Source organism: Rhodococcus jostii NBRC 16295, assembly GCF_001894825.1.
In the GTDB taxonomy this organism is placed as follows: Bacteria; Actinomycetota; Actinomycetes; order Mycobacteriales; family Mycobacteriaceae; genus Rhodococcus_F; species Rhodococcus_F jostii.
In genome coordinates this window covers 230,851-248,605 of the sequence record NZ_BCWY01000004.1, presented here as the reverse complement: position 1 = coordinate 248,605, position 17,755 = coordinate 230,851, and the positions used below count along the sequence as shown (strand labels likewise).

Annotated in this window: 16 protein-coding genes; 5 read left to right on the top strand and 11 right to left on the bottom strand. The window is 68.0% G+C overall.

Features of this window, described 5'->3' with window-relative positions; translation table 11 throughout:
• Positions 1–42 precede the first annotated feature (42 nt).
• Together RJ1_RS05120 and RJ1_RS05115 are read right to left on the bottom strand one after the other, a co-directional pair.
• Positions 43–594, bottom strand: a complete 552-nt coding sequence (locus RJ1_RS05120) for a gluconokinase (protein WP_073358882.1) — start codon at positions 592–594, stop codon at positions 43–45.
• A gap of 32 nt (positions 595–626) precedes the next feature.
• On the bottom strand, positions 627–2,021 hold the full coding sequence (locus tag RJ1_RS05115; protein WP_073358881.1) for a GntP family permease: 1,395 nt from the start codon (positions 2,019–2,021) through the stop codon (positions 627–629).
• A 167-nt stretch (positions 2,022–2,188) separates the two neighbouring features.
• On the opposite strand from RJ1_RS05115, the gene RJ1_RS05110 reads away from it, so the two are divergent.
• The gene (locus tag RJ1_RS05110; RefSeq protein ID WP_073358880.1) at positions 2,189–2,920 is read left to right on the top strand and encodes a FadR/GntR family transcriptional regulator; all 732 of its coding nucleotides are present in this window, start codon (positions 2,189–2,191) and stop codon (positions 2,918–2,920) included.
• Between the two features lie 37 nt (positions 2,921–2,957).
• Here RJ1_RS05110 and RJ1_RS05105 read toward each other — a convergent pair whose 3' ends face one another.
• The 5 genes from RJ1_RS05105 to zwf all read right to left on the bottom strand — a co-directional run bounded on the left by RJ1_RS05105 (position 2,958) and on the right by zwf (position 9,800).
• The gene (locus RJ1_RS05105) at positions 2,958–4,409 is read right to left on the bottom strand and encodes a sugar porter family MFS transporter (RefSeq protein ID WP_073358879.1); all 1,452 of its coding nucleotides are present in this window, start codon (positions 4,407–4,409) and stop codon (positions 2,958–2,960) included.
• 216 nt (positions 4,410–4,625) lie between these two features.
• Positions 4,626–5,804 (bottom strand): ROK family transcriptional regulator, encoded by a 1,179-nt coding sequence (locus RJ1_RS05100; RefSeq protein WP_073358911.1) that lies wholly within the window; start codon positions 5,802–5,804, stop codon positions 4,626–4,628.
• A gap of 29 nt (positions 5,805–5,833) precedes the next feature.
• A complete protein-coding gene (gene eda, locus RJ1_RS05095) occupies positions 5,834–6,460 on the bottom strand; it encodes a bifunctional 4-hydroxy-2-oxoglutarate aldolase/2-dehydro-3-deoxy-phosphogluconate aldolase (RefSeq protein ID WP_073358878.1) in 627 nt (208 codons plus the stop codon).
• A gap of 11 nt (positions 6,461–6,471) precedes the next feature.
• On the bottom strand, positions 6,472–8,325 hold the full coding sequence (edd, locus tag RJ1_RS05090) for a phosphogluconate dehydratase (protein ID WP_073358877.1): 1,854 nt from the start codon (positions 8,323–8,325) through the stop codon (positions 6,472–6,474).
• Positions 8,322–9,800, bottom strand: coding sequence for a glucose-6-phosphate dehydrogenase (zwf, locus tag RJ1_RS05085; RefSeq protein WP_073358876.1), 1,479 nt, complete (start codon positions 9,798–9,800; stop codon positions 8,322–8,324). Before zwf ends, edd begins: the two co-directional genes overlap by 4 nt.
• Positions 9,801–9,951: 151 nt before the next feature.
• On the opposite strand from zwf, the gene RJ1_RS05080 reads away from it, so the two are divergent.
• Positions 9,952–11,139 (top strand): ROK family protein, encoded by a 1,188-nt coding sequence (locus RJ1_RS05080; protein ID WP_073358875.1) that lies wholly within the window; start codon positions 9,952–9,954, stop codon positions 11,137–11,139.
• Between the two features lie 68 nt (positions 11,140–11,207).
• Here the strand turns inward: RJ1_RS05080 and catC are convergent, their stop codons facing one another.
• Genes catC through catA form a run of 3 tightly spaced genes read right to left on the bottom strand, consistent with a single transcriptional unit; the run spans position 11,208 to position 13,498 of the window.
• Positions 11,208–11,489, bottom strand: a complete 282-nt coding sequence (gene catC, locus RJ1_RS05075; protein WP_072947638.1) for a muconolactone Delta-isomerase — start codon at positions 11,487–11,489, stop codon at positions 11,208–11,210.
• 15 nt (positions 11,490–11,504) lie between these two features.
• Positions 11,505–12,626 carry a muconate/chloromuconate family cycloisomerase gene (locus RJ1_RS05070; RefSeq protein WP_073358910.1) on the bottom strand — a complete coding sequence of 374 codons (1,122 nt, stop codon included), beginning with the start codon at positions 12,624–12,626 and terminating at the stop codon, positions 11,505–11,507.
• A gap of 29 nt (positions 12,627–12,655) precedes the next feature.
• Entirely contained in the window at positions 12,656–13,498 is an 843-nt protein-coding gene (gene catA / locus RJ1_RS05065) for a catechol 1,2-dioxygenase (protein WP_073358874.1), read from the bottom strand.
• Positions 13,499–13,705: 207 nt separating this feature from the next.
• Between catA and RJ1_RS05060 the strand changes: the two genes are divergently transcribed.
• Positions 13,706–14,476 carry an IclR family transcriptional regulator domain-containing protein gene (locus RJ1_RS05060; protein WP_073358909.1) on the top strand — a complete coding sequence of 257 codons (771 nt, stop codon included), beginning with the start codon at positions 13,706–13,708 and terminating at the stop codon, positions 14,474–14,476.
• A 14-nt stretch (positions 14,477–14,490) separates the two neighbouring features.
• Here the strand turns inward: RJ1_RS05060 and RJ1_RS05055 are convergent, their stop codons facing one another.
• Positions 14,491–15,030, bottom strand: coding sequence for a dioxygenase family protein (locus RJ1_RS05055; protein ID WP_073358873.1), 540 nt, complete (start codon positions 15,028–15,030; stop codon positions 14,491–14,493).
• A 232-nt stretch (positions 15,031–15,262) separates the two neighbouring features.
• Here RJ1_RS05055 and RJ1_RS05050 point away from each other — a divergent pair, with 232 nt between their 5' ends.
• Positions 15,263–16,210, top strand: a complete 948-nt coding sequence (locus RJ1_RS05050) for an acyl-CoA thioesterase (RefSeq protein WP_073358872.1) — start codon at positions 15,263–15,265, stop codon at positions 16,208–16,210.
• A gap of 50 nt (positions 16,211–16,260) precedes the next feature.
• Positions 16,261–17,751 carry a multicopper oxidase family protein gene (locus RJ1_RS05045; protein WP_073358871.1) on the top strand — a complete coding sequence of 497 codons (1,491 nt, stop codon included), beginning with the start codon at positions 16,261–16,263 and terminating at the stop codon, positions 17,749–17,751.
• Positions 17,752–17,755 lie beyond the last annotated feature (4 nt).

Genomic DNA, 17,755 nt, shown 5'->3' with positions numbered 1-17,755 from the left:
ACCGAGCGACTTCGAGTTAATTTCCGTCCGATTACCGGAAGTTCACCGACCGAGTCGCTGCTCCAGTTGCGCGATGATCTCGGTCGCCACCTGGGTGGGCGATCCGCCGACGTCGACGACGATGGCGTCCTCGTCGGGCTGGATCGGCTCGAGCGTCGAAATCTGCGTGTCCAGCAGCGACGCGGGCATGAAGTGGTCGAGCCGGGTGGTCAGGCGTTCCCCGATCTGCTGCCGCGAACCGGCGAGGTGCACGAACACGACGTTGTCGCCCCGCAGCACGTCGCGGTAGCTGCGCTTGAGCGCCGAGCAGGTGATGACCCCGGGAAGACCGTTGTCGGTGTGCTCCCGAATCCACCCCGCGACGAGATCGAGCCACGGCCAGCGGTCCTCGTCGGTCAACGGCTGCCCCGACGCCATCTTCGCGACGTTCGCGGGCGGGTGCAGGGCGTCTCCCTCCTGCAGGTCCCAGCCCATGGCGCCGGCAATGATTCCCGCGACCGTCGACTTCCCGGACCCCGACACCCCCATCAACACCAGGACGGGATCCGCGGTCTGCGGCTTTTGTCCTGCAGGTTCGCGCGTACTCACGTGCATCTCACCAACCTCACTCGACATTTCTCAGCCCCTCAGATGAACGCGCTCAGCGCGAGGACACCGGCCAGTCCGGTGACGGAGATGATGCATTCCATTACCGTCCACGTCTTCAGGTTCTGTACCACCGTGACACCGAGATATTCCTTCACCAGCCAGAATCCGGCATCGTTGACGTGCGACAGGAACAGTGAACCGGAGCCGATCGCCAGGACCATCAGCGAGACGTGCGTCGACGTCAGCTCGGCGGCGACGGGCGCGAGGATGCCGGACGCGGTGACCGTGGCCACGGTGGCCGATCCCGTGGCGACTCGGATGAGCACGGCCACGAGCCAGGCGAGGAACAGGACCGGGAGCGCGCTGCCCTTGATCGCTTCGGCGATCACGTCGGCGATGCCGGTGTCGATCAGGACCTGCTTGAATCCACCGCCCGCGCCGACGATGAGGAGGATCCCGGCGATCGGAGGCAGCGAACTCTCCAGCGAGGCCGCGATGGCATTGCGGTCCATGCCGCCGCCGCGCCCGAGGAGGCCCATACCGGCGAGGACAGCGAGCCCGAGGGCCACGACGGGTGTGCCGAGGAAGTCGAGCAGCGACTTCACCCACACCTCCGAATCGGGGGCGATGACGTCCGCGATCGCCTTACCCAGCATCAGGACGACAGGAAGCAGGATGGCGGCGAGGGTGGCCGCGAATCCGGGACGACGACGCTCGGCGGCGGCTTCGGCGCCCTCCTTGTCCTCGGTGGTCACGTAGAGCTCGGGGACGGGGACGTCCACCCAGCGTGCCGCCAGCTTGCTGAACAGCGGACCGGCCACGATCACGGTGGGGATCGCGACGACGACGCCGAGCGCGAGGGTGAGTCCGAGGTTGGCGTTCAGCGCCGCCACCGCGACCAGCGGCCCGGGGTGGGGCGGAACGAGGCCGTGCATGGCCGACAGGCCGGCCAGCGTGGGGATCGCGATCCGCATCAACGGCAGCCCCGAGCGGCGGGCGACGAGGATGATCACCGGCATCAACAGCACGAGGCCGATCTCGAAGAACATCGGCAGACCGATCACCGCGCCGACCAGCGCCATCATCCATGGCAGCGTCCGCGGTCCGGCGCGACTGACGAGGGTGTCGACGACGCGGTCCGCGCCACCGGAATCGGCGAGCAGCTTGCCGAACATGGCACCGAACCCGATCAGGATTCCGACGCTGCCCATCGTGGCCCCGAAGCCCTCGACGAACGATTTCACCGAGTCGGAGGCGCCCAGACCCGCGCCGATCCCGACGCCGACGGCGCCGATCGACAGCGCGAGGAACGGGTGGAGTTTGAGCCAGGTGATCAGCGCGATGATGACGGCGACGCCGACGACGGCCGCCGTGATCAGCCGCGTGTCGTGGCCGGCGCTGTCGGCCGCGGCGAGTAGTGAAGCGGTACTCATTCTGTTGCTCCAGGGAGATCGGTGATGGAATGACCCTTGTTCGTGACTCAGGTCACTGTGCCTCATAAACCATACGATTTCAAGGCCAGTTCCAATTAAGTACTATTTAGAGTGCAAATGGCACGCCAACGTGTGTTCAATGAGTGCAATCGTGGGAACATCGGCGGATGACCAACGCAGACGGCGCCGAGTACCGGCAATTGCACGAAACGGTGCTCGATCAGCTGGGCAGCGACATCGTGGCCGGGGTCGTGGCAGCCGGCACCCGCATCTCCGCGGACGACGTGGTCACCCAGTACTCCGTCTCCCGCACCGTCGTGCGCGAAGTGGTCCGCGTACTCGAATCGCTCGGACTCCTGGCCGTACGCCGTCGCGTCGGCATCACCGTCCTCGGCGAGGATCACTGGAACTCACTCGATCCGAGCGTGATCCGATGGAAGCTGGCCGGCCCACAACGGTTCGAGCAGCTGTCGAGCCTGAGTGAACTGCGCTCGGGGATCGAACCGCTCGCCGCGCGTCTCGCGGCGACACGGGCGACGCCGGAACAGTGCGGGGCCCTGACGGCGGCCGTCATCGGAATGTCGTCCACCTCCCGCGCGGCAGACACGGACGCCTACCTGGCCCACGACTCCGACTTTCACCGGACACTGCTGGCCGCGTCCGGGAACCCCCTCTTGCGCGCGATGTCACAGATCGTCGTGGAGGTGCTCGAGGGCCGCACCCGGCACTCGCTGATGCCGCACGTCGCCGAGACCGAGGCCATCCGGCTGCACGGCGTGGTGGCGTCGTCCATCCAGATGGGCGACCCCGACGCGGCCGAGAAGGCCATGCGCGCGATCGTGACCGAATCCGCGACGGCCGTCGAGCAGATGAAGGACGAAGAAGACACCCGCGAGTGAATTGCTCGCGGGTGTCCCCTTCGTAGCGCGGTAGGCCTTACACGACCGAATCCGACTGCATGGCTTCGAGTTCCACGCCCTTCGTCTCCTTGACCCAGCGCAGCACGAATACGAGGGACAGCACGGCGCACACGGCGTAGAAGCCGTAGGAGATTCCCAGCGAGAAGTCCTTCATGGACGGGAACGTCACGGTGATGAGCCAATTCGCGGCCCACTGGGCGCCGGCGGCGAGGGACAGGGCTGCGGCGCGGATGCGGTTGGGGAACGCCTCGCCGAGCAGGACCCACACCACGGGCCCCCACGACATTCCGAATGCCACGACGAACAGGTTGGCGGCGACGAGAGCGATCGGCCCTTGCAGTCCGGTCAGCTGCGGCGTCGTGACACCGTTCACGACGGTGGTCGATGCGGTTCCGAAGATGAACGCCATGGTCGCGAGCGTCACGGCCATTCCGGCGGAGCCGATGATGAGCAGCGGTCGCCGGCCCACGCGGTCGATGTAGGCGATGGCGATGAGCGTGGTGGCGATGTTGACCACCGAGGTGATGACGGTGATCTGCAGGGAGCTGCCCTCATCGAATCCGACGGCCTGCCACAGGACGCTGGAGTAGTAGAAGATCACGTTGATGCCGACGAACTGCTGGAAGACGGAGAGGCCGATACCGATCCACACGATCGGCATGAGCCCGAACGCGGAGCCCTTCAGATCACGGATGGACGGTTGCGTCTCGCTGGCCAGCGACGAGCGGATGCTCTCGATCTTGAGGTCCAGGCCCTTCTCACCGAGCAGCACCGCGAGGATGCCGCGAGCCTCGCCGAGGCGTCCCTGGGCGATCAGGTAGCGGGGCGATTCGGGGATCGTCAGCGACAGCAGCCCGTACGCCAGTGCGGGCACGCACATGGCGAGGAACATCCATCGCCAGGCCTCGAGCCCGAACCAGAGTTCTTCCTGGGATCCACCGGCGACGGCGGCGAGGGCGTAGTCGACCAGCAGTGAGACGAAGATGCCCGTGACGATCGCGAGTTGCTGCAGCGACCCGAGGCGGCCGCGCACCCGGGCCGGCGAGATCTCGGCGATGTAGGCGGGTGCGATGACCGAGGCCAGACCCACGCCGATGCCACCGACGATCCGGAATGTCACCAGAATCTCGACGTTGGCCGCGAACCCGGTGCCGATGGCGCTCAGCAGGAACATCAGGGCCGCGGCCCGCATGGTGACGAGGCGTCCGTACCGGTCGGCGATCCGCCCGGCCAGCATGGCTCCGGCAGCGGCGCCGAGCAGCGCCGAGGCGATCGCGAATCCGAGGAGAGCGGACTCGACCTGGAACTTGCCCTCGATCGCCGACACGGCGCCGTTGATCACCGCACTGTCGTAGCCGAACAGCAATCCGCCGAGTGCTGCGACGGCCGCGATACGGACGGGAACCGAAGTGCCCTGTGCGGTGTCGCCGGGCGACTCCGCGCCGGGCAGCAGGACGTTTTCAGACATGGGACTCCTCGTGAGCAAGGGGGGATCGAGACTCGGATCGAGCCGAGGCCTGCGCCGAGAGCGCATTCGTTGTGGTGTGGAACACAGTAGGCAACGAACACGGGAATCGTCAAGACATGAACACAGAGAGACGGATATGCCCGGTTTATGTTCGGAGATGAACGCTCGGGGCGACAGAACTCCGCCCGCGAGAGGAGCAAATTCGGCGGCGAACAGTCAGGCCGGAAGCGCGGACCGCAGGCCCAGCGCGACGGCGCCGAGGACCTGCGCACGGGGGCCGAGTTCGGCGACCCGGATGTCGAGGGAACGGACGGCGCTGGGCACGGCGTAGCGGCCGACCACCTCGCGCATCGGCGCCAACAGCAGTTCGCCGGCCAGCGCGAGTTCACCTCCGATGACGAGGCGTTCGGGATTGACGAGGTTGCACAGGCTCGCCGCGGCGATCCCGACGTGCCGGCCGGTGTCGGCGAGCACTCGGATGCAGGCGGCGTCTCCGTTCTCGGCCATGGCGACGATGTCGGCGATGGTGAGGTCGGGGCCACGGCTGGGCTCGAGCAGTCTGATCACGACGTGCGACGCGACGAGCGTCTCGAGGCAGCCGCGGTTGCCGCAGCGGCACACCTGACCGAACTCGTCGAGCGTCAGGTGCCCGATTTCGCCTGCGGTGCCGCCCCTTCCGCGATAGAGCCGGCCGTCGAGGACCAGACCGGCGCCCACGCCGTCGGATAGTTTGATGTAGGCGAGGTCGGTGGTTCCCCGGCCCGCGCCCCACATGTGTTCGGCGAGCACACCGAGGTTCGCATCGTTGTCGACGTGCACCGCGGTGCCGAGATACTCGGACGCGATGGCGGCGGCGTCGACCCCCACCCATCCCGGGAGGATCGACGGGCCGCCGACCTCGCCGGTGTCGGTCTCGAGCGGCGCGGGGAGGCCCATCCCGACCGCCAGGACGGACGTGCGATCGCAGCCGAGTCGATCGAGGGCGGCGTCCAGAAGGGTGCCCGCCTGCACCACGCCGTCCTCGGCGCGGTGACCCGGCCCGAGTTCGACGCGTTCCTCGGCGAGCACCTGGTGAGCCATGTCGGCGACGGCCACGGTGAGATGACGGTGCCCGAAGTCGATTCCCACGGCGAGCCCCATCTTGCGGGTCAACTTCACCGCGCGGCCCCGCTGGCCCGGGTGGTCGCCGCCCGGCACGGCGACCATCCCGGCCGCGGTCAATTCCTTGACCATGTTGGAGACGGTGGCGGGCGCCAGCCCGGTGCGTCGCGCGATCTCCGCCTGGGTGAGCTCACCCGACGTCTGCAGTGCGCGGACCACACGGTGCTGGTTGGCGGACTTCAGCGACGACTGGGAACCCGGCCGCTGGGGATCACCGTTGTCACTGTCGCGCACCACGTCACCGTACCGCGCCTCTTCTCGCGCTACCGGGCGAGTGCGGCCGCCTCACGTGCGAGGCCGCTGATCCGGTCCCAGTCCTTCTGCTTCACCGCGTCGGCGGGCGTCAGCCAGGATCCGCCGACGCAGCCGACGTTGGGCAGCGACAGGTAGTCCCCGACGTTCGACGTCGAGATCCCGCCGGTGGGGCAGAACCGCGCGGCCGGGACGGGCGAGTGGATCGATCCGAGGAACTTCGCGCCGCCCGACGCCTCGGCCGGGAAGAACTTGAGTTCGCGGTAGCCGTGTTCGAGCAGGAAGAGCACCTCGGAGACGGTCGCCGCACCCGGGAGGTGCGGCAGTCCGGTGTCCGTCATCGCCTCGAGGAGGGTTTCGGTGCTGCCCGGTGAGACCAGGAACTGCGCTCCCGCTTCGGCCGCCTGGGCGGCCTGGACCGGTTCCACGATCGTGCCCGCACCGACGCAGATTTCCGGCACCTCGCTCGCGATCGCCTTGATGGCGTCGAGAGCGCACGGCGTGCGCAACGTCAGTTCGATCATCGGGACGCCACCGGCCACCAGCGCGCGGGCCACCGGCACTGCGTCGCCGAGATCGTCCACGACGACGACGGGGATGACCGGGACGCGGTCGAGGAGGGAGGGGCTGTTCGTCACTGAATATCTCCTTAGACGGGTTGGGGGTGGAAAACGCTGGCGCCCTGGGTCGCCGGTCCGACAGCGGCGCGCAGGCCGGCGAAGAGTTCACGTCCCGTGCCGACCCATTCGTCGGCGCTCAGCGCGCGGCCGGTCGCCGGCCGGGCTGCGAACTCGGCGTCGTCGACGTGGACGTTCACCGTTCCGGCGACGGCGTCGACGGTCACCACATCGCCGTCGACCACCCGCGCCAGGGGTCCGCCTACCGCGGCTTCCGGGGTGAGGTGGATCGCCGCGGGCACCTTGCCGGACGCGCCCGACATGCGGCCGTCGGTCACGAGCGCGACGTGCCTGCCCTTGTCCTGCAGGGACCCGAGAACCGGTGTGAGCTTGTGCAGTTCGGGCATGCCGTTGGCACGGGGGCCCTGGTACCGCAGCACGGCCACGAAGTCGCGGTCGAGTTCGCCCGCCTCGAATGCGGCGAGGAAGTCGAGTTGGTCGTCGAACACCCGCGCCGGGGCGGTGACGATCTGGTGGTCCGACTTGACCGCGGAGACCTTGATGACGCATTCACCGAGGTTGCCCTTCAGCATCTTCAGGCCGCCGTTCACTGCGAACGGCTCCTCGGGGCCGCGAAGGACGCTGGTGTCGTGGCTGATCGGCGTCCCGGGCTGCCATTCGACGCCGTCGCCGGACAGCTTGGGCTCCTCGGTGTACCGGCGGAGGCCGGGGCCGACGACGGTCTTGACGTCCTCGTGCAGCAGTCCGGCATCGAGCATCGACGACACGACGTAGCCGAGTCCACCCGCCGCGTGGAAGTGGTTCACATCCGCCGACCCGTTGGGGTAGATCCGGGCGAGCAGCGGGATGACGGCCGACAGCTCGGCGAGGTCGTCCCAGGTGAGGGTGATTCCGGCGGCGCGGGCGATCGCCACGAGGTGCATCGTGTGGTTGGTCGACCCGCCGGTGGCGAGCAAAGCGACGCAGCCGTTGACCACTGCCTTCTCGTCGACGACCTCGCCGACCGGGGTGTACTCGTCGCCGAGTGCGGTGAGACCGGTGACGCGCTTTCCCGCCTCCGAGGTGAGCGCCTCACGCAGCGGGGTGCCCGGGTTCACGAAGCTCGATCCGGGCAGGTGCAGGCCCATGACCTCCATGAGGAGCTGGTTGGAGTTGGCGGTTCCGAAGAACGTGCACGTTCCCACGCCGTGGTAACTCGCCGCCTCCGCGTCGAGGAGTTCCTCGCGGTCGGCCCTGCCCTCCGCGTACAACTGCCGCACACGCGACTTCTCGTTGTTGGGCAGACCGGACGTCATCGGTCCCGCGGGAACGAAGATGGTCGGCAGGTGACCGAAACCCAGTGCTCCGATGAGCATTCCAGGCACGATCTTGTCGCAGACACCGAGCATGAGCGCGCCGTCGAACATGTCGTGGGACAGTCCGATCGCCGTCGCCATCGCGATGACGTCGCGGCTGAACAGCGACAGCTGCATGCCGTCGCGTCCCTGGGTGATGCCGTCGCACATCGCGGGGACGCCGCCGGCGAACTGGGCGATGCCCCCGGCCTCCATGACCGCGGCCTTCAGCTGCCGAGGAAAGTGCTCGAACGGCTGGTGCGCCGACAGCATGTCGTTGTACGACGAGACGATCGCGATGTTGGGCTTGACGAAGCTGCGCAGCGCCTTCTTGTCGGCCGGGCCGGAGGCGGCGAAGCCGTGTGCGAGGTTCGCGCAGGCCAGCTTGCCGCGCGCAGGACCGCGATCGGCGGCTTTCCGGATGCGGTCGAGGTAGACCGTCCGCTCGGGTTTGCTGCGCTCGATGATGCGTTCGGTGACGGCGGCGAGGACGGGGTGCACGTCGGCCGTCGGTGTGGGTGCGTCGGTCATGCGGTGACTCCTTCGTGCCAGGCGCGGCCGTCGCGCTCGATCAGGGTGGTCGCGTCGGTAGGTCCGTTGGTGCCCGCCGGGTAGCGGCGCGGGCCGCGCTCGGACTTCTCCCAGCCGACGAGGATCTGCTCGACCCACTCCCAGGCGGCCTCGACCTCGTCGCGGCGCATGAACAGGGTCGGGTTGCCTCGGACCACGTCCATCAGCAGCCGCTCGTAGGCGTCGGGCGAGGGACGCTTGAAGGTTTCGATGTAGTTGAGGTCCAACGACACCGGCTTGAGCCGGATGCCGCCGGGGCCGGGTTCCTTCGCCGTCATGTGCAGCCGCATGCCCTCGTGGGGCTGCAGCTGGATGACCAGGCGGTTGGGTTCGCTGTGGCCCTCACTGCCGGGGAACATGGGGTGCGGGACAGGCTTGAACTGCACCACGATCTCCGAGCAGCGCCGGTCCATACGCTTGCCCGTGCGCAGGTAGAACGGCACGCCGGCCCAACGCCAGTTCTGGATCTCGGCCTTGACGGCGATGAACGTCTCGGTGGTGCTCTCGGGGTTCTCGACGTCGTCTTGGTATCCCGGTACCGCAATCCCGTCGGCCAGGCCGGGGCCGTACTGGCCTGCGACGGTGCAGCGTTCGACGTCCTGCGGGCTCATCGGCTTGAGGGCCTGGAGCACCTTGAGCTTCTCGTCTCGCACGGTCTCGCGGTCGACGTAGGTGGGCGGCTCCATCGCGACGAGGCAGAGCATCTGCAGGAGGTGGTTCTGCAGCATGTCGCGCAGCGCACCCGCCGATTCGTAGTAGCCGCCGCGACTGCCGACCCCGAGCGACTCGGCCACGTTGATCTGCACGTGGTCGATCGACGAGGAGTTCCACAGCGGCTCGAGGAAGGTGTTGGCGAATCGCGTGACCAGAAGGTTCTGGACGCTCTCCTTGCCGAGGTAGTGGTCGATGCGGAAGATCTGCGATTCCTCGAACACGGCGCCGACCGCGTCGTTGACGGCGCGGGCCGAGGCGAGGTCGTGCCCGATCGGCTTCTCCAGCACCACGCGGGACTGCTCGTCGGCGAGACCGTTCAGGTCGAGGTTCTCGCAGATCGGTCCGAACAGGCCGGGAGCACACGCCAGGTAGAACACACGGATCGCGCCTTCCCGGTCGGCGAGACAGTCCTTCAGGCCCGCCCAGTTCGCGGGATCCGCGACGTCGACGGTGACGTATTCGAGGCGATTGAGAAATCGCTCACAGGTGTCCGAATCCAGCTGATCGCCGGAGACGAACCGTGCGAGTTCGCCGCGCACTTTGTCGCGGTAGCCGTCGGTGTCGAGACCGGCTCGCGAGGCACCGATCACGCGGGTTTCGGCGGGCAGCTGGCCGTCCCTGTCGCGCAGGTAGAGCGCGGGAAGCAGCTTACGAACCGCCAGGTCGCCGGTGCCGCCGAACACGACGAAATCGCACGGATCCACGGTGGTCGCTGGTGACATGTCATCTCCCTCTGAAAGCCGGATGTGTGGGCCGTCACAGACGACGATAGGCGACCTTTGGCTTTCGATCAATACAGACTTAAGTATTTCGGCGAACAAAGATCACGGCCTTACGTTGTCAGACGCGTGTCCGGTTGGTTGAATGGCCTGCATGCGGACGCCTCGCTCGACGACCTCCCCGGCGACGGGTGGCGACGTCTTCGCCCTCATTCGCGCAGGGCAAGCCACGACGCGCACCGAGATCGGCAACCTCACCGGGCTGTCGCGCACGGCTGTCGCGGCCCGGGTGTCGTCACTGCAGTCGTCCGGACTCGTCGTCGAACGCGAGGAAGGCGTCTCGACCGGCGGCCGACCACCGGTCAAGCTCTCGTTTCACGTGCAGGCAGGTGTCGTGCTGTCGGCCGCCATCGGCCGGAGCCGCACCCAGCTCGCCATCTGCGACCTCGCCGGAGACGTCATCGTCGCCGAGGACGTGGAGCAGGAGATCGGCACCAGCCCGGCCGAGCTGATGCCCGTCATCGCGCAACGCCTCATCGCTCTCCGCGAGAGCCTCGGCGAGACCGCCGGACGAACGGTCGGGATCGGCATCAGCCTCCCCGGAACCGTCGACACCGAACGCGGGTGCAGCCTGAACTCCCCCATGATGTCGGGCTGGGACGGCGTCCCCCTCCAACCGTTCCTCGCCGACGTCACCGACGCACCCGTCTTCGTCGACAACGACGCCAACGTGATGGTCCTGGCGGAGCGGCGCGGGGAACGCCGCGACTTCGCCGACATGCTGCTCATCAAGGCGTCGACCGGACTCGGCGCCGGACTCGTGTCCGGGGGCGTGCTCCAGCGCGGCGCCCTCGGCGCGGCAGGCGAGATCGGGCACACGAAAACCGCAGCGGCACAAGGAGTCGTGTGCCGCTGCGGTGATGTGGGTTGTATCGAGGCCGTGGCCGGCGGGTGGGCGCTGGTCCGCAATCTGCAGGAGCAGGGACGCGAGGTCACTCACATCCGCGACGTGATCACCCTCGCCCTCGCCGGCGACGCCGAGGCCCGGCGGATGATCCGCGAAAGTGGACGGCAGATCGGCGAGGTGCTGTCGGGCGCGATCAACCTCCTCAACCCGGAGGTCGTGATCGTCGGCGGCGACATGGCGCAGGCGTACGACACGTTCGTCGCCGGGCTACGCGAAACCCTCTACGGCAACGCGATCGCCGTTGCCACCCAACAGCTTCAGATCCTCCCCTGGACACACGGGGAGCTGTCGGGCGTGGTCGGAAGCGCCACGATGGCACTCGACCACGTCCTCAGCGTGCGCGCGGTGGACCAGTTGCTGGCGCAGCAGAAATAGGCGGCTCCGCCGCCTGTGCGTGGTTGACGAGTCCAGAGACTCGCTAACCACACACGAGCCCGGGGGGCCTACTTGACGTCGGAACCGTGCCTGGTGAGGGGCATGATCTCGATTTTCATGTACGGGAACAGGGGAAGGTTCCACAGGATCTCGTGCAGCTCGTCGGCCGACTCGACGTCGAAGATGCTGATGTTGCTGTACTGCCCGACGATCCGCCAGATCTCCGGCCACTTGCCGGAGCGCTGGAGTTCCTGCGAGTAGGCCTTCTCCTTGGCGATGGTCTCGTCCCGGACCTTCGGGTCGAGGTCGCGGGGAATGGCGACGTCCATCCGGACGTGAAAGAGTGCCATCGGGTGGTGTTCTCCTTAGTTCCTGGTCCAGGTCTTGACTGCGTCCATGTTGAGCTCGACTCCGAGTCCGGGGCCTTCGGGCAGGGACACCTGGCCGTCGGCGTAGCGGATCGGTTCCTGCAGCAACTCCTCGCTGAACAGCAACGGCCCGAACAGTTCCGTGCCGAAGTTGATGCCGGGTTCGGCGCAGGCGAAGTGGATGGACGCCGCGGTACCGATCGGGCCTTCGATGGACGTGGCTCCGTGGCAAGCGATTCCGGCGGCCTTGGCGATCGCGACCACTTCGCGACTCTTGGCGAGACCACCACATTTGGTGGTCTTGAGCGCGATGACGTCGGCGGCGCCGCGGCGGGCGACCTCGAGGGCGTCGTGCGGAGTCTGGACGCTCTCGTCGGCCATCACGGGGACGGGGACGAGCCGGTTGAGCTCGGCGAGGACCTCGAGTTGCTCACCGGGCGTGGGCTGCTCGATCAGTTCGACGCCGCCTTCGACGAGGCGGGGCACGTACTTCAGCGCGGTGAGCCTGTCCCAGCGGGCGTTGACGTCGATGCGGACGCCGGCCTTGCCCTGCAGAGCCTGCGCGATCCGGACCACCCGCGCAGTATCGACTGCGGGGTCGAGCGCACCCATCTTCAGCTTGAAACTGAAGTGCCGCTTCGACTCGACGAGTCCGAGCGCCTCCTCGATGATCTCCTCGGCGGGTGCCGCGCCGAGCGCCCAGGTCACGTCCACGCCGCGCCGGAAGGCGCCGCCGAGCAGCGTGTGCACGGGCACACCCAGACTGCGCGCCCAGGCGTCGTGCAACGCGACGTCGACGGCGGCCTTCGCGAAACGTGCGTTGGCGACCACCCTTTCGATGTCCGACATGATGCCGGTGATCTCGTCGACACCCCGCCCCAGCAGCACCGGGGCGAGGTACTTCTCGACGATCGCCTGCATCGTCTCCACCGACTCGCCGCCCCACCAGGGGCCGCCGGGGACGACACCCTCGCCGTAGCCGGTCACGCCGCCCTCGGTCCTGACGGCAACCAGGAGCAGCGGCTGCGCGGTCATCGACGTGGTGGCGAACTTGTGGGGACGCACCAGCGGCACATCGAGGATCGTCGTTTCGACGGAGACGATCGACAGGTCGGTCATCGGATCACTTTCTCTGCGGGTGGAACGGGTCACGCGGGGTCGAGCACGAAGTTGTAGGTGACGTGGTTCTTGCCGTCGTCGCCGGTCTTCGGGTCGAGGATCAGTTCCGGCTTGGTCGCCGACGCGACGTCGCTGTCGATCCACTCGCCGCCCTTGAAGTACAGCTGCGTGGTGACCGACTCCTTGCCGGGCGCCGACACGATGAGGTGCAGGTGCGCGGGACGCCACGGGTGGCCGTCCTGCGCCTCGATGAACTGGCCGGTGGGGCCGTCGGTCGGGATCTTGTAGGGCGCCGGCTGGATCGTGGTGATCTCGTAGCGGCCCTCGTCGTCGGCGATGATCGTGCCGCGCAGATTCCACTCGGGCAGGTGCGGTGCGAACTGCGAGTAGTAGCCGTCGTTGTCGGCGTGCCACAGTTCGACCTTCGCGCCCGCGAGGCCGTTGCCGTCGAGGTCGGTGACCTGACCGGCGAAGACGAGCGGGGTGATCTTCTCGTCCTCGGGGCGCATCGGCAGGGTGCACGTGGACGGCAGTTCGGGCGAGTTCTCGATGTAGTACGGGCCCTCGATGCTGCCCTTGGTGCCCTTGCGGCTGCGGGCGAGCACCTCTTCGACGGAGTGCTCGATGAACACGTCGAGGAACAGCGGCCATTCGCCGCCCTCGCCGACATCGATGAGCCACTGCTTGAACACGCGGTACTCGGGGTAGGTGACGCCGTGCTTCAGGATCACGTCGTTGAGCGCGCCGAGGGCGTCCTTGGCGATCGCTGCGAGCCGCTCGGGCGAGGTGTCGGCGCTGACGCGTTCGGCCTTGAACTTGTCGGTGGCGGCGGTGCCGGAACCGGCTGCGGTGGGGCTCTCGGTGGTGGTCATCTTTTCTCCTTGGGCTGGAGGGATTCGGACGGGGCTGTTATCGAGTTCTGGGCGACGCGGTGGGTGTTCACGCGCCGGAGGGCCTTGCGTTGTGTACGCTCTGCGTACTAACATCACGCTGTGCGTACACCACTACTGTGCGCGCAGTCACATTGAAATGTCAACCCCGAGTCCGGACCCGCACGAGAATCCCTGGTGGAGGCCGCCATGCCCGAGAACGATCGCGACTACATCCAGAGCATCGAGCGCGGCTTCGCGGTGCTCCTCGCCTTCGACGCCCAGCGCCCCAACCCCACGCTCGCCGAACTCGCCACCGAGGCGGACCTGTCGCGACCCGCGGTCCGCCGGATCCTGCTCACCCTGCAGAAGCTGGGTTACGTCGCCGGCTCGGGAGGGCGGTGGTCGCTCACCCCTCGCGTGCTCAGCATCGGACAGCACTACTCCGAGTCGCACGCGTTGATCGAGGCCGCGATGCCCCGACTGCTCGAGGTGGCCGAGAAGACCCAGGAGTCCGCCTCTCTCGGCGTGCTCGACGGCGCCGACGTGGTCTACGCCGCGCGCGTCCCCGTCCGGCGGATCATGAGCATCAACGTCTCGGTCGGCACCCGTGTCCCGGCGTACGCCACATCGATGGGCCGCGCCCTGCTCGCCTGGGCTCCCGCCGACGTCGTCGAGCGGGTTGTCGCCGAGTCGACCTTCCAGAAGCTGGGGCCGGAGACGATCGGCACTCCAGAGGAGCTGGACCGGGAACTGGTGAAGGTGCGCGAGCAGGGATACGCGCTGACGTCGGAGGAGCTCGAGAAGGGTTTGATCTCGCTGGCCGCGCCCGTCCGCGACGCGACGGGCGCCGTCGTCGGCGTCGTCGCCTGTTCCACGTCGTCCGCGCGCAACACCCCCGCGCAGTTCCGGGAGCAGGCCGTTCCCTGCGTGCTCGCCGCCGCGGCAGCCCTCGGCGCCGACATGGGCTACGCCGGCTGACGGCGTCACGTCGGTCAGATCGGGTCGAGCACGAAGTCGCAGGAGACCTCCCCGCCTGCACTGAGGTCGACGAGCGACTCGACGGCGGAGGCGACCACTTCTCGCGACGCGCCCGGCGTCGGCACCAACCGCGTCTCGAGCGGCCGGAAGCCACGCGCATGGACGATCACGTTGAGGTGGCCCACGTCGGCATCGCTTCGGGCGCTGGAGAATTCACACGGCGCGGGCTGCACGGTCGCGATGTCGAAACGACCGCCTGCGCACGTGACGACGATGCCGCGCAGGTTGTTGCGCAGGATCTCCACGGAGTACCCGGAATAGCATCCGTCGGCGTCCGCGTGCCAAACCTCGATCTCCGCCCCCGACAGCGGTCCGCCGCTGCGGGACCGGACCACTCCCGTCAGGTGCAGTGGTGTCCCGGGTTCGCCGGGGAGCGCTGCAAGGTTCGCGTTCCACGGCAGCACCCGCTGCGCGGGGAGGTAGAACTCGCGGTCCACGTAGTCGAGGCAGGCGTGCTCCGCCTGGGGTGCGGTCGTCGTCGAGGCTGGGGTCATCACCTGATCCGATCACTCTCGTACGCTGTGCGTACATAGAGAACGCTGTGCGGTCGTGGTCGAGTGTGCGCGCAGTCACACAGTTCGTCAACCTGCGGTCCGTTCACATCGCGGACGGGTCCGTGCGGTGCATCTGTGGGATAATTTCCCGGCCACCGGCGGACAACGACGTTTCGCCGTCCCCGGTTCGCGCCCTCGTGCCGGCCACGTCGAACACCCGAGGATCACATCGATGACCACGCCTCCCCGCAGCATCACCCTCCGCTTCCTCGCCGCACCCACCGAGGTCGCGACGCTCGGAGGGGCCGTCCAGGGTGGCCGGATCCTCGAATGGATCGACAAGGCCGCGTACGCCTGCGCGGTCGGCTGGAGCGGGAGCTACTGCGTCACCGCATACGTGGGAAACATCAAGTTCACCCGGTCCATCGAGTCGGGACACCTCGTGGAGGTCGAAGCGCGGCTCGTCCACACCGGGCGCTCCAGCATGCACATCCAGTGCACCGTGTCGTCGGCAGACCCGCGAACCGGGCAGTTCACCGAGGCCAGCAACTGCCTCATCATCTTCGTGGCCGTCGACGACTCCGGGAAGCCGACCAGTGTGCCGCCGTGGAAGCCCGTCACCGCCGCCGACCGCGCCGAATCCGACGAGGCGGTCATGCGCATCGGTCTGCGCGCCGACATCGAAGAGGCGATGAGCAAGCAGAGCTACACCGACGCGGGCACTGCCCCGGAATCGCTCACCCGCTTCCTTGCCGCGCCCACCGACGTCAACTGGGGCGGCAAGACGCACGGCGGAACCGTGATGCGCTGGATCGACGAGGCCGCCTACCTGTGCGGCACGTCGTGGAACGGCACACCCTGCGTGTCGGTCTACGCCGGCGGGGTCCGGTTCTACCGCCCGATCCAGATCGGGCACATCGTCGAGGTCGACGCCCGCCTCCTGCACACCGGCGCGCAGACCATGCACATCTCGGTGCACGTGCGGTCCGGCGACCCACGCACTCGGGAAATGAACCTCACCACCCACTGCCTGACGGTCGTCGCCGCCATCGACGACGACGGCGTCGCCACTCGCGCGCGGCAATGGGTTCCGCAGTCCGACGAGGATCGCAAACTCGAAGCTCATGCCCGCGAACTCATCGCCCTCCGCGACCGGGCGCGAATCGGCGCACTGGCGTAACCCGCCCGAGTAGCGTCACGGGAAACGGTCTACCCGCGGAAGGAGCGGGGATGCCTGGGAACCGTCCGCTCGACGTGCAGGTGTCCCGGCGGCGCGTGCTGCAGTGGGGAGCGGGAGCCGCACTGCTCGGGCTCACCGCGGGCTGCTCCGGTACCGACGACGCCGGATCCACGATCGGGCCCGACTCCCCGGAGGTACGCGCGTACGCCGAGTCCGAGGAACGCCGATTTCCCGGCGGCAGACCGGTTGCGTACGAACTCTCGGCGACGCAATCCGACGTCGACATCGCAGGTACGCGCACTGCCGCGTGGCTGTACAACACGCAACTGCCGGGCCCGATCCTGCGGGCCGACGTCGGAGACAGGGTCCAGGTTCGGTTTCGCAACCAGCTCCCGGAGTCGACCACCGTGCACTGGCACGGGCTCGCCATCCGCAACGACATGGACGGGGTCCCGGATGTCACGCAGTCTCCGATACCGGCGGGCACAGAGTTCGTGTACGACTTCATCCCGCCCGATCCGGGCACGTACTGGTACCACACCCACGGCGACCTCCAGCGCGGTCGCGGCCTCTACGGCGCGCTGATCGTCGACGACCCCGGTGCGCCGTCCGCGTACGACACCGAGTTCGTCGTCGTGTTGTCCGATTGGCTGACCGAGCGCACCCCGGCCGAGGTGTTCGACCAGCTGCGCGGCGGCGGAATGGCGTCGATGCCCGGCCCCGACATGACGTCGGCCGCTCTCGGCGGCGACGCGGGGGACGTGCGGTATCCGGTGTATCTCGTCAACGGCAAACCACCGAACGATCCCACCGTGTTCACCGCCCGCCCCGGTCAGCGCGCCCGGATCCGGCTGATCAACGCCGGCGACGACACCGCGTTCCGGGTCGCGCTGGGTGGCCACCGGCTGACCGTCACGGACACGGACGGTTTCCCCGTCGAACCGGTCGACACAGGCTCGGTGCTGATCGGCATGGGCGAGCGGTACGACGCCGTCGTCACGCTCCAGGACGGGGTGTTTCCGCTGGTCGCGGTGGCCGAGGGGAAGGGCGCGCAGGGATTCGCCGTGGTGCGCACAGGAGGCGGCGCGGCCCCCGACCCCGCCGCGGCGCCCCGCGAGCTGACCGCTCCCCCGCTCACCGTGGCCGACCTGCGCGCCACCGGCGCCGACCGGCTCCCCGTCGTGGACCCGGATGTCACCCTGGAGGCGTCGCTCGGCGGCGACATGAAGAAATACTCGTGGACGGTGAACGGGCAGGCCTATCCCGACCACACGCCGCTGGCCGTCCACTCCGATCAGCGGGTACGGCTGGTCTACACCAACACGACGACGATGTGGCATCCCATGCACCTGCACGGTCACACCTTCGCCGTGGCCCGACCCGACGGCTCCGGACCGCGGAAGGACACCGTCATCGTGCTGCCTGGTCAGTCCGTCGCCACCGACATCGACACCACCAACCCCGGCCAGTGGATCATGCATTGCCACAACGACTATCACCTTGCCGCGGGGATGGCGACGATCTTCTCCTATGTGACCTGACGAC